This window comes from Arcobacter caeni, assembly GCF_003063245.1.
GTDB classification, from domain to species: Bacteria; Campylobacterota; Campylobacteria; order Campylobacterales; family Arcobacteraceae; genus Aliarcobacter; species Aliarcobacter caeni.
Map to the genome: position 1 here is coordinate 178,600 of NZ_MUXE01000004.1, position 13,122 is coordinate 191,721.

The 13,122-nt window shown below is 26.6% G+C and carries 14 protein-coding genes; all 14 read left to right on the forward strand.

Annotated elements, in window-relative coordinates:
- Positions 1–43: 43 nt before the first annotated feature.
- Positions 44–1,486: an alanine/glycine:cation symporter family protein gene (locus B0174_RS04420; protein WP_108558446.1), complete on the forward strand. Its 1,443-nt coding sequence runs from the start codon at positions 44–46 to the stop codon at positions 1,484–1,486.
- A gap of 13 nt (positions 1,487–1,499) precedes the next feature.
- The gene (locus B0174_RS04425) at positions 1,500–2,624 is read left to right on the forward strand and encodes a sensor histidine kinase (protein ID WP_108558447.1); all 1,125 of its coding nucleotides are present in this window, start codon (positions 1,500–1,502) and stop codon (positions 2,622–2,624) included.
- 6 nt (positions 2,625–2,630) lie between these two features.
- Entirely contained in the window at positions 2,631–3,314 is a 684-nt protein-coding gene (locus B0174_RS04430) for a response regulator transcription factor (protein ID WP_228156410.1), read from the forward strand.
- A gap of 61 nt (positions 3,315–3,375) precedes the next feature.
- Entirely contained in the window at positions 3,376–4,788 is a 1,413-nt protein-coding gene (gene aspA, locus B0174_RS04435) for an aspartate ammonia-lyase (RefSeq protein ID WP_108558448.1), read from the forward strand.
- Entirely contained in the window at positions 4,785–5,279 is a 495-nt protein-coding gene (locus B0174_RS04440; protein ID WP_108558449.1) for an asparaginase domain-containing protein, read from the forward strand. Before aspA ends, B0174_RS04440 begins: the two co-directional genes overlap by 4 nt.
- Positions 5,280–5,324: 45 nt before the next feature.
- Positions 5,325–5,921 carry a lactate utilization protein gene (locus B0174_RS04445; RefSeq protein WP_108558450.1) on the forward strand — a complete coding sequence of 199 codons (597 nt, stop codon included), beginning with the start codon at positions 5,325–5,327 and terminating at the stop codon, positions 5,919–5,921.
- 40 nt (positions 5,922–5,961) lie between these two features.
- Positions 5,962–7,107 carry an MFS transporter gene (locus B0174_RS04450; protein WP_108558451.1) on the forward strand — a complete coding sequence of 382 codons (1,146 nt, stop codon included), beginning with the start codon at positions 5,962–5,964 and terminating at the stop codon, positions 7,105–7,107.
- Positions 7,108–7,151: 44 nt separating this feature from the next.
- Positions 7,152–8,072 carry a manganese-dependent inorganic pyrophosphatase gene (locus B0174_RS04455; protein ID WP_108558452.1) on the forward strand — a complete coding sequence of 307 codons (921 nt, stop codon included), beginning with the start codon at positions 7,152–7,154 and terminating at the stop codon, positions 8,070–8,072.
- A 105-nt stretch (positions 8,073–8,177) separates the two neighbouring features.
- Positions 8,178–8,408, forward strand: a complete 231-nt coding sequence (locus B0174_RS04460; protein WP_165790391.1) for an addiction module protein — start codon at positions 8,178–8,180, stop codon at positions 8,406–8,408.
- Positions 8,409–8,699 carry a type II toxin-antitoxin system RelE/ParE family toxin gene (locus B0174_RS04465; RefSeq protein ID WP_108558454.1) on the forward strand — a complete coding sequence of 97 codons (291 nt, stop codon included), beginning with the start codon at positions 8,409–8,411 and terminating at the stop codon, positions 8,697–8,699.
- A 9-nt stretch (positions 8,700–8,708) separates the two neighbouring features.
- Entirely contained in the window at positions 8,709–10,277 is a 1,569-nt protein-coding gene (locus B0174_RS04470) for a hypothetical protein (protein ID WP_108558455.1), read from the forward strand.
- Between the two features lie 49 nt (positions 10,278–10,326).
- Positions 10,327–10,902, forward strand: a complete 576-nt coding sequence (locus tag B0174_RS04475; protein ID WP_108558456.1) for a superoxide dismutase — start codon at positions 10,327–10,329, stop codon at positions 10,900–10,902.
- A 39-nt stretch (positions 10,903–10,941) separates the two neighbouring features.
- Positions 10,942–11,736, forward strand: a complete 795-nt coding sequence (locus B0174_RS04480; RefSeq protein ID WP_108558457.1) for a helix-turn-helix domain-containing protein — start codon at positions 10,942–10,944, stop codon at positions 11,734–11,736.
- A 70-nt stretch (positions 11,737–11,806) separates the two neighbouring features.
- The gene (locus B0174_RS04485) at positions 11,807–13,114 is read left to right on the forward strand and encodes a 2-isopropylmalate synthase (RefSeq protein WP_108558458.1); all 1,308 of its coding nucleotides are present in this window, start codon (positions 11,807–11,809) and stop codon (positions 13,112–13,114) included.
- The last annotated feature ends 8 nt before the right edge of the window (positions 13,115–13,122 follow it).

Here is a 13,122-nt window from a genome sequence, read left to right on the forward strand (position 1 = left end):
TCCTTTTATATGTTAAAGTTTTTTATATATAAAAGGAGACACAATGTTCGCAGAAATCAATACTTTTTTAAATGACTTAATTTGGGGAAATATATTAATATATTTACTTCCTCTTTTAGGTTTATTTTTCACTATTAGTTCTAGATTTGTACAATTTAGATATTTCTTTAAAATGTTTAATATTTTAAAAGATACAGCTCATGATAAAGATGGTCATATTAGTTCTTTTCAGGCTTTGATGTTAAGTGTCGCTGGTCGTGTTGGTGGTGGTAATATTGCAGGTGTTGCCGTTGCTATTACACTTGGAGGTGCTGGAGCTGTTTTTTGGATGTGGGTTATTGCACTTGTTGGAATGGCTACGAGTTTTTTTGAGTGTTCTTTAGCTCAATTATATAAAGAAAAAGATGGTTTAGATTCATGCGTTTATAGAGGTGGACCTGCTTATTATGCAACAAAAGGTTTAAAACAAAAATGGCTTGGAGTTGTTATTTCTGTATTGCTTATTATTACTTTTGGTTTTGCTTTTAATGCAACACAATCTTTCATTATTTCTACTTCATTTGAAGCTTCGTTTAATCTACCAACTTGGGTTAGTGGTTTGATTGTTACAGCTGTTTTTGGTGTTACAATTTTTGGTGGTGTAAAAAGAATCGCTAGAATGTCTGAAGTTATAGTTCCAATTATGGCTCTTGGATATTTATTGATTGCACTTGTTGTAATTGTTTTAAACATAACGCAAATTCCTAGTTTGATTGTAATGATTGTTACAGAAGCATTTAATCCAAGTTCTGCAATTGGTGGAGGAATGGGTGCTGTTATTATTCAAGGTGCAAAAAGAGGAATGTTTTCAAATGAAGCTGGACTTGGAAGCGCTCCAAATGTAGCAGCTGTTGCATATGTTGCACATCCTGTTCAACAAGGAATAGTTCAATCTTTTTCAGTATTTATTGATACTATAATTTTATGTTCTTGTACAGCATTTATTATTCTTTTATCAGGTGTTTATACTCCAGGTGTTGATGGTGTTCAAGGTGTTTTATTAACTCAAAACGCATTGATTGAGCATATTGGTCCTTTAGGTGGATATTTTGTAACTATTGCTTTATTTTTATTTGGTTTTTCTTCTATGATTTATAACTATTATTTAGCGGAAAATAGTTTAAATTTCTTTAGTAAAGGAAATGTTGCTGTATTTAATATTTTTAGAGTAATTTGTATTTTACTTGTTATTTGGGGATCATTCCAAGATTTAGCTTCAATTTTTGCTTTTGCTGATTTAAGTATGGGAATCTTAGCTATTCTTAATATGATTGTTATTACACTATTATACAAACCAGTTTTACAATTAATCAAAGGTTATGAAAGACAACTTAAAGAGGGAATTGAACCTGTGTTAAGATACAATGACTATGTAGAATATAATTTTGAAAAAGATACATGGAAAGAAATTGTTGATAATATCAATGATAAAAAATTAAAAGAGTAGAGGTTTTATATTTATGTTTAATAAAGAAGGAATACCATTTTTTATAATTGTTATTCCATTCTTAAGCGTTATACTCGTTTCATTTCTTTGTATTTCTTTTTATTTAAAACTTTCAACAAACGAACTTAATTTAAATATTAAAGAGTACAAAGAACTATATTTAGAAAATCATGAAAATGATTCTAATCTAGAACAAATAATCAAAAATAAAACCGAACAATCAGAAAAATTAAGCAAAAGATTTAGCAAGTTTGCTTTAACGCTTACTTTTGTAGTTGTCATTTTTATGATTTTATTTTCATATATTATGATTTTAATTGTAAATGATGTTATTAAGAAATATAAATTAGAAGTTCAAAGTACAGAAAATAAATTAAAAATATTAAATGATGGTTTACAAAAAAAAGTGCAATATGCAATTGAAGAAGCAAAACAAAAAGATAGAAAAATTCTAGAGCAAGGAAAACTAGCAAGAATTGGTTCTATGATTTCTATGATTGCACATCAATGGAGACAACCTTTAACTGAATTATCAGGTATTTTAATGGAGCTTGAAACGGCAACAAGATTCAAAAAAGTTGATGAAAATCATATTTTAACAGCAATTGAAAAAAGTGACAATATGATTCAATTTATGTCAAATACAATTGATGATTTTAGGAATTTTTATAAACCAGATAAAATGAAAGAAGATTTTTTAGTTTCAGATTCTTGTAAAAGTGCTATAAATATTATAAATGCAAGTCTCAAAAACTTTGATATAAAACTAAATATAAATATACAAAATGATAAAAAAATATATGCTTATCCCACTGAATTTGCTCAAGTTATTTTAAATATTTTAAGTAATGCAAAAGATGTATTAGTAGAAAAGAATATCAAAAATCCAAAAATAGATTTAAATATTGATTCAAAAGGAGTTTTATCGATTATTACAATAAAAGATAATGCAGGTGGAATTGATAAAAAAAATCAAGAATTGATTTTTGATCCATATTTTAGTACTAAAGATTCATCAAAAGGAACAGGTCTTGGACTTTATATTTCAAAACTTATAATTGAGCGAAATATGGGTGGAGAACTTAGTGTTTACAATGATGACGAAGGTGCTATTTTTAGAATAGTAATTGCAGGATAATAATAAATGATGAATGAAGAGTTATTAAAAGAATTAAAAAATATATCTATATTATGTGTAGAAGATGAAGATGAAATAAGACAAACCATAGTAAGTACTTTAAAATACTATTTTAAAGAAGTTTACGAAGCAAGTGATGGAAATGAAGGCTTTGAATTATATGAATATTATAAACCAAAAATAGTTTTAACAGATATTCAAATGAAAAATTGTAATGGTTTGGAATTTGTAAAAAAAATTAGAAAAATAGATAATGAAACTATGGTTATTATGCTGACTGCATATTCAAATGAAGAGTATTTAATGGAGTTGATAAATCTAAATATTAATCATTTTATTTTAAAACCATTAAATTCAAAAAAATTAAATGATGCTTTAGAAAAGTATTTACAAAAAGCTATTAAACCAATTTTATTATGTGAAGATTTAATTTTAGACTTACAAAAAAGAGAATTAATTTATCAAAATGAGCAAATAATACATTTAAGAAAAAGAGAAAAAGATTTTTTACAGCTTTTATATTATAAAAATGGAGCAATTCTAAAATACGAAGAAATAGAATTTGAACTTTGGAATGATAAAGAGATGACAAGTCATGCGTTAAAATCATTTATTAAAGAATTAAGACACAAAATACCGGTGAATGTAATCAAAAATATACCACAAGAAGGCTATACTTTACAACATTAAAACTACTTTTTATACACTTTAGTTGTATATTATTTTAAAAATATGAATAATAAGGATTATCATGAACAAGTTACATAGAATAGAAAAAGATTTTTTAGGTGAAAAAGAGATTGAATTAAATAAATATTATGGAATTCAAACTTTAAGAGCAAAAGAGAATTTTAATATCACAAAAACAGATATTTCATTGTTTCCAAATTTTATTAAATCTCTTGCAAAAGTAAAAAAGGCTTGTGCTTTAACAAACTATGAATTAGGTGATTTAACTGATATTCAAAAAGATGCGATTGTTCAAGCTTGTAATGAAATAATTGATGGGAAATTTCATGATCAGTTTATTGTTGACCCAATTCAAGGTGGAGCCGGAACTTCTACAAATATGAATGCAAATGAAGTTATAGCAAATAGGGCATTAGAGATTTTAGGTCATGCAAAAAGCTCTTATAATATTATTCATCCAAATAATCATATAAATATGAGTCAATCAACAAATGATGTTTATCCAACGGCTATTAAATTAACTTTACATGAATTAATCTATAAATTAAAAGAGTCTTTAAGATTTTTAAGAGATTGTTTTGAAGAAAAATCTGTTGAGTTTAAAGATGTTTTAAAAATGGGAAGAACACAACTTCAAGATGCTGTTCCTATGACTTTAGGACAAGAGTTTAAGACATTTGCAGTTATGATTGATGATGATATTTTTAGATTAAGAAATGCTCAATCTCATTTAAGAGAAGTAAATTTAGGAGCAACTGCAATTGGAACTGGAATTAATTCAAAAGCTGCATACCAAAGAAAAGTTATCTCAAATTTGAGAGAAGTTACAGGTGTAGATTATGTGGCTGCTGGAGATTTAATTGAAGCTACTCAAGATACAGGTTCATTTGTGCATATTTCTGGAATGTTAAAAAGTATTGCTATAAAAATATCTAAAATTTGTAATGATTTAAGACTTCTAAGTTCAGGACCAAGGGCTGGATTTAATGAAATAAATCTTCCACCACTTCAACCTGGAAGTTCAATTATGCCTGGGAAAGTAAATCCTGTAATGCCAGAAGTTGTAAATCAAGTTGCTTTTGAAGTAATTGGTGCTGATATGACTATTGCAATGGCAAGTGAACATGGACAATTACAATTAAATGTATTTGAGCCATTGATTGCTTTTAAACTATTTAATTCAATAAATATGATGAGAAGAGCATTTTATTCTTTAGGAGAAAAATGCGTTAAAGGAATTACTGCAAACGAAGAAGTTTGTATGAATAATATTTTAAATTCAGTAACTTTAGTAACTTGTTTAAATCCGATTATTGGATATGAAAAAAGTTCTGCAATTGCCAAAGAAGCTCTTAAAACAAATAAAAGAGTTTATGACATTATTTTAGAGCAAAAACTATTTACAAAAGAAGAACTTGATGAATTATTAAGACCTGAAAATATGGTAACTAACCTTTCTAAGGATGCAAAATGAAAATAACTGTATTAAATACAGGTGGAACATTTAACAAAAGATATAACCCAATCCTTGGAAAACTTGAAGTTCCAAGTGATAATATCGCATTAGACAAGATTGTAAAATCTTGTGTTAATGTGGATTTTGAAATTAAAAACATAGTTTCAAAAGATAGTTTAGATTTTACAGATGCTGATAGAGAAATGATTTTAGAAAATATATTAAATAGTAAAAGCGATAAAATTATCATTATTCATGGAACTGATACAGTTGATTTAACTTCAAAATTTATTGAAGATAAAGTAGGAAATAAAAAAATAGTTTTCACAGGTGCAATGGTTCCTATGAGTATTGATGAGGTTGAAGCAACTATGAATTTTTCTCAAGCAATTGGATTCTTAAATGCACCAATAAAAGATGGGATTTATTTATCTATGCATGGAGTTGTAGTTGAACATTCGAAATTAAAAAAAGATAGAAGTGTAGGGCAGTTTTTACTAAAGGATTAAGCATATTAATTGAATAATATGCCAATTTAAAAATAGGAATTTGCTATGAATGAATTAATAAAAACTTTAAAATCATGCGGTTATGATGCTCATTTTGTAAAAACAAAAAAAGAAGCTCTTGAATTATCACAAACATACATAAAATCAGGTTTGAGTGTTGGTCTTGGTGGCAGTGAAAGCGTAAAAGAGATTGGATTATTGGACTATTTATTAAATAAAAAAGATATTACTTTGTTTAATCAATATGAAGATGGTATTTCTATGGATGAAAATATCAAAAGAAGAAAACAAGGTTTAGTTTCTGATATTTTTGTTACAAGTACAAATGCTTTAACAAAAGATGGAAAACTTGTAAATGCAGATGGAAGTGGAAATAGGGTTGCCGCTTTTTCTTATGGACCTACAAATGTTTTAGTAATAGCGGGTGTTAATAAAATCGTTGAAAATCTAGAACTTGGATTTAAAAGAGTTATGGAAGTTGCAGCCATAAAAAATATAAATAGAATCAATAATAAAGCAATAGAAATGGGAAAAGAACCTAGATACAATCTTGAAAATATCGCAAATAAATTCTCATGGGTAAAAGCTGATGATAAAGATAGAATTATCATCATTTTAGTTGATGAAGAATTAGGGTATTAAGATTTTCCCAATTAAATCAAGGATAGCTTTACTTTATATTATGTCAATTTCCATGGTGTTCTCATTCTCAGCATGGATGAGTTTACTAAATAATTATGTAATAGAAGTAGCTTCTTTTGATGGTAGCCAAATAGGTATTTTACAAAGTTTAAGAGAAATTCCAGGCTTTTTAGCTTTTACAGTTGTGTTGGTAATTATATTTATTGCACAACAAAGATTGGCTTACCTTTCTATGATAACTTTGGGTTTAGGAGTGTTTCTAACTGGATTTTATCCAAGTGCTACTGGACTTTATATTACAACTATAATTATGTCAACAGGGTTTCATTACTTAGAAACACTAAACCAATCTTTGTCTCTTCAATGGCTTGATAAACAAAAAGCTCCTATTATTTTGGGAAAATTAAGTGCTGTAAAATCTTTTGCTTCTATTATTGCTTTTATTATTATTTTTGTGATGATGAAATTTTATAGTGTGGAATACAAATATATTTATGCTTTTTTTGGTCTTAGCACTTCTTTTGTTGGAATATTAGCTTGGATAGGATTTGAACATTTTAAAGATGATGTTGTTCAAGAAAAAAAATTAGTACTAAAAAAAGAGTATTGGCTTTTTTATCTTTTGACCTTTTTTGCAGGAGCAAGACGACAAATATTTGTTGTTTTTGCAGGATTTTTACTTGTAGAAAAGTTTGGAGTAGATATTCATAATATGATAATTTTACTTTTTGTTAATGCTATTTTAAATATGTATTTTGCTCCAAAGATTGGTAGATTTATTTCAAGAATGGGTGAGTCAATTACTTTGCGAATAGAGTATATTGGGCTTGTTTTAGTATTTATTTCTTATGCTTTTGTTGAAAATATCTATTTTGCTTTTTTCTTATATATCATTGATCATCTTTTATTTTCAATGGCAATTGCTTTAAATACATATTTCCAAAAAATTGCAGATCCAAAAGATATTTCAACAGCAAATTCTGTTAGTTTTACTATAAATCACATTGCTGCTGTATTTTTGCCATTTTTATTAGGAATGGTTTGGTTATATTCAAGTTCATTGGTTTTTATGATTGGTGCGGGAATTGGTTTTTTATCATTTCTTTGTTCTTTTTTAATTCCTCATGAGCCTAAAAAAGGTTCAGAAACAACATTAAATTTATTTTTTAAAAGTAAAATAACATAACTTTCGATAAAATGCCCAAAATTCAAAATATAGGACTTAATAAAATGGCTTTATATACATGTGGACATAATATTCCAGATTCTGACTCAATTTGTTCAGCAATCTCTTTATCTTACCTTTTAAATAAAATAGGAAGACCAGCAACTCCTGCAAGACAAGGTGAACCAAATCCTGAGACTAAATATATCTTAGAAAAATTTGGATTTGAAGCACCAGTTTTAAAAACTTCTTTTGCTGGTGATGAATTATTCATTACTGATTATTCAGATATTGCTCAAGCTCCGCTAGAACTTGATAAAACTACAATAGTTGGAATCGTTGATCATCATAAACTTGGCGACATAACAACTTCTGCACCACTTGAATGTTGGATTAGACCAGTTGGTTGTACAAATACTATCGTAAAAGAAATGTATGATTTTCACAAAGTTGAAATTCCAAAAAACATAGCTGGAATTATGATGTGTGCGATTTTATCAGATACAGTTATTTTCAAATCACCAACTTGTACAGATACAGATATTAAAGCAGTTAGAGAATTAGCAAAAATCTGTGAAATCGAAGATTTTGGTGCTGTTGGTATGGAAATGTTCAAAGTTAAATCACAAGTTATTGGAACTCCAATAAGAGAGCTTGTAATGAGAGATTACAAAAACTTCGATATGCATGGAACAAAAGTAGGTGTTGGACAACTTGAGGTTGTTGATGGGAGCGTTTTTGATGATATTAAAGATGAATTAATGGCTGATATTAAAAAAGTAAAAGAAGAAAATAATCTTCATACAGTTGCACTTTTATTAACTGATATTATCAAAGAGGGTTCAGAAGTTCTTGTTGCATCTGATGATAATTCAATTTTTGAAAAAGCATTTAACTGTAAACTTGAAGATAACAAAGTTTGGTTAGACGGTTGTTTATCAAGAAAAAAACAAATTATTCCTTTTTTAGAACCTGCATTCGCGTAAAACTTCAAAATAAAAAGGTAGTGTAAAAACTATCTTTTTTCTTCATAAATAGAACTTTAATAAAATTAGTTATAATAAAAGTAATTTTTATAAAGGATGTTTAAAATGACAGCTTTAAAACAAGAACAATTATTTGATGAAATCGATGTTTTACCTATTGATTTAAAAACAAAAATTGTAGATAAAATCCTAAATAGTATTAATCCTATTGATAAATCAATAGATGATTCATGGATAAAAGAAGTAAATAAAAGAAAAGATGAAATTGAATCTTCAAAAGTAACTTTAGTTTCCGGTGATGAGGTTTTTAGAAAAATTGCTAATAGATTAAAATAAATGACTTATTTTTTTCATCCAGAAGCCCAAATAGAGTTAAATGCTTCTATTGATTACTACGAAGAGTGTAAAACTAACCTTGGACTTGAATTTGCAAGTGAAGTTTACCAAACTATCCAACGAATTTTAACTTTCCCAAAAGCATGGCAAATCCTAGATTCTGATATAAGACGATACTTAATAAAAAAATTTCCTTTTGGAATAATTTATTATCAAAGAAATAATGAAATTATCATACTTTCTGTTATACAATTAAATAGAAAACTAAATTATTTGAAGAATAGAAAATAAGGAATATGAATGTCTATATTGGATGAAAATAATTTTGATAAATTTGTTACAGAAAATACTTTTACAATAAATGATGAAAAATATAAAGATGAACATAGTATAAAAATTAGAAGAGATAAAGAATTAAATATTATATTAAATCAAGAAGCTGTGACACAATATAAACGTTCTAAAATGAATCCTAATATTATTGATACAATACCTATTATTGATAAATCAAAAACAAACTATATTTTAAAAAATATTTATTTTTATTCAATAAATCAATTATTGAATTCAAAATTTTGTACTAGTAAAATTAATACAGAAGCCTTTATAGAATCTATAGAATTGCATAGCCAAACTTATAAAAATAGTGAATATATAGTTGAATTTATAGATAATATTCCAACTAATCATCTTTGGTCTGATATTGTTGATATTGAAATAAAAAAGCAAACTAATATAGAAATAGGAAATATTAAAATTGAACAAATTCCTGAAAATAGTTCTTCTATGATTAGATATTTGAATTTAAAAATAGATAATCTAGAAGTATATTTATCACGAAATAAAGAAAAAAATGGAAAAGAGTATGCAAATGGAACAATCTTGTATAAAGGTAATCCTTCAAAAGAATTAAGAGATAAAATAAGAAATATTTTGTCTTTTTTTATTGGTAGAATATTAATCCTTTTGGAAGAAACCTTTTATGATAATAATTGGAATATTGTTTCATTTAAAGCTTTTAGTCCCCATAATACTATGAGTAATCGTGCTTTTAAAATTAATACAATACTTCCTTTACCTTTAAATAATAAGTTGAATAATAAAGAAATTGATTCAAAAGTATTATCCAATTACATTAATTTATTTTTAAATAATTATGATTTATGTGATTTTAATCATATCTCTTGGTTATATTGGCATGCTCAATGTTCGGCTCTTCATACAAAGTGTGGAGAATTAGGTGCAACAATAGAGGCTTTGCAGAAAGCATATATTGATAAAGGTTGGAGTAATGCTATTCTTGATAAAAGTGATTTTAAAAAATTTAAAAAGGATTCAATATCAATAATTGATAAACTAAGCATTTCTGAAGAAAATAAAGAAATATTAAAAGATAAATTTCATAATTTTAATCAATTACCTCAAAAAATAACTTTAAGAAAACTATTTGAAGATTTAGATATTTCTTTAGTTGATTTAGAGTTAAAAGCTTGGCAAGGAAGAAATGATTCTGCTCATGGTGGAAAAATGAAAGATTATTCGATAGAAAAATTACAAAAACAAACTAACTTAATACAAGGAATTTTCCACAAATTAATATTAACAATATCTATTAATGCTTATGAATATTATGATTATTATAGTGATGTTAGAGGAAAGAGAAATCATAGAAAACTTGAAGTAAAAGAAATAACTGAATTAAACTTATCATCAAACCCAAGAGAAAACTGGGAAGAAAATATAAAAGAAGTCTTAGAAAAAAACAAAGATAAAAAAGATGAAGGTGTTATTTCTGAATTATTAGATGATAGTGATTTAGAAGATTCCGATTTGGACACAAGTTCTTTTCCCCTAAGTCAAACAAAATAAAAAAAGTAGTATCCTAAAATTGATGAAAAAAATTAATAAAGGATATAAAATGAAACACGAATTAATGACTTTACCTTACGCTTTAGATGCCTTAGCACCGCTTATGTCAAAAGAAACTTTGGAGTTTCACTATGGAAAACATCACCAAACTTATGTAAATAACTTAAACAATTTAATTGCTGGTACAAAATTTGAGAATTCAACTTTATTTGATATTATTTTAGAATCAGATGGTGGAATTTTTAATAATGCTGCTCAAGTTTATAACCATGATTTCTTTTGGAATGGTTTAACTCCAACTCAAAGTGCAATTCCTGCAAAAGTTGAAGCTGCTTTAGTTAAAGCTTTTGGTTCAGTTGAAGAGTTTAAAAAAGCATTTGTAGCTAAAGCTGTTGGGCATTTTGGTTCTGGTTGGGCTTGGTTGGTTGAAGATGAAAATCAAAACTTAAAAATTGTATCAACTTCTAATGCTCAAAATCCATTAACAGATAATCTAAAACCTATTTTAGTCTGTGATGTGTGGGAACATGCATATTACATTGATGTAAGAAATGCAAGACCTGCTTATTTAGAAAACTTTTTCAAACTTATTAACTGGAATTTTGTAGAAGAAAATCTAGCGTAAGAAGATAAAAAGTATGGAACTTTCCATACTTTTTTATATATGAAATCAGATATTTTCAGAAACTCAAAACTTAACTTCATAGAATTGCGATATGTTCAGAATATTCCTGATTGTACAAAAATGCATTTGCATGAAGAACTCACAATTACAGCTATTAAAAAAGGTTCATTAAATTTGATTTTTAATGATATTTCTCTTGAACTTTTGCCAAATGAAATTGGTATTATAAATAACGATATTCCACATTGTGCAACCATAAATAAAGAGTCAAAAGATGGATATGTTTTGTATTTATATAAAGAATATTTGAAAAATTTAAATATAAATTTTACTTCTTCTTATGAAATAATCAAACAAAAACATATTTACAAAAATTTTATAAATTTGTGTGATTGTTTATTGGATAAAAAAGTTAGTTTGATTGAAAAAGAAGAGATGTTTTTGTCTTTTTGTTTAATCTTTTTTTCTTTTGAATTAAATGAGCCAAAAGAGAACAATGAACAACTTGAATCTAAACTTGCTTTAAATATCAAAAAATATTTAGATGAGAATTATCTTGAAGAGATAATTTTAGATGATTTGGCTTTGAAGTTTGATTTGAGCGTAGTTCATTTAATACGAGTTTTTAAAAAAGAGTTTGGACTTCCTATTCATTCATATATTTTAAATAAAAAAGTGCATAAAGCAAAAGAGCTTTTATCTTCAAATATGCCCATTTCTCAAATAGCCCAAAATAGTGGTTTTTTTGACCAAAGCCATCTAAATAGAAGTTTTAAAAGAATTTTCCAAATAACTCCAAAAGAGTATCAAAAACATATTTATTCTAAATGTTAATTTTGTACAAGATTTAAATTTTAAAAAAATATACAATTCCTCAAAAAAATAAATAATCGGAATATAAAATATGAGTTTTAAAAAATATCAACAATATCCAAGTGTCAAAAATTTTAAAAGAGAATGGGCAGATAAACAAATCACACAAGCACCAATTTATTGTAGTGTGGATTTAAGAGATGGAAATCAAGCTTTAGTAAATCCTTTGACAATAGAGCAAAAAATAGAATACTTTAATACATTAGTAAAAATGGGATTTAAACAAATAGAAGTTAGTTATCCAAGTGCTAGTGAAACGGATTTTCAACTTACTAGAAAATTAATTGAGGAAAATTTAGTACCAGATGATGTGTTTATTCAAGTATTAATTCCTGCAAAAAAACAGTGGATTAAAAAAAGTGTTGAAGCTATGAGTGGAGTTAAAAAAGGAATTTTTCATTTATATAATCCTACAAATGAATTTCAAAAAAGAGTAGTTTTTCAAAAAACTGATGAAGAAATTATTGAGATGGCAGTTGAGGGAATGAAGTATTTAAAAGAATTAACAAAAGATTTTGAAGGTGAGATTTTATATGAATACACGCCTGAGAGTTTTTCTCAAACAGATTTGGATTTTGCAGTAAAAATTTGTAATGAAGTGATAAATGTAGTAAAACCAACTGAAAAAAATAAAATGATAATAAATTTGCCAAATACACTAGAAGCTTGTATGCCAAATATTTATGCCGATAGAATAGAATGGATGTGCAAAAATTTAAAAAATAGAGAAAGTTTGATAGTTAGTGTTCATCCACACAATGACCGAGGAACAGCTGTGGCAAGTGCAGAAATGGCTGTACTTGCAGGTGCAAATAGAGTTGAGGGAACATTGTTTGGAAATGGTGAGAGAGCTGGAAATTTGGACTTGATAACTTTTGCTTTTAATATTTATTCTCAAGGAATAGACCCAAAATTGAATTTGAATTTTATAGATGAGGTAAAAGAATTTTTTGAAAAAACTACGCAAATAAAAACTCATATTAGACATCCTTATGTGGGAGATATGATATTTACAGCTTTTAGTGGTGGACATCAAGATGCTATAAAAAAAGGAATGGATTTTTATAGAGCTCAAAATTGTAAAGAGTGGAATGTTCCATATTTGCCAATTGACCCAAAAGATATAAAAAGAGGATATGAAAATATCATAAGAGTAAATTCTCAATCAGGAAAAGGTGGAGCTAGTTTTATAATAAGTGAGTTTTTTAAAGTTACTATGAGTAAAAATGAAGAAATAGAATTTGGAAAAGTTGTAAAAATGGCTTCTGATAAGAAAAAACAAGAATTAAGTAAAGATGAAATAATCGAACTTTATAAAGTATATATCAAAAATAACTAAATCAAAAA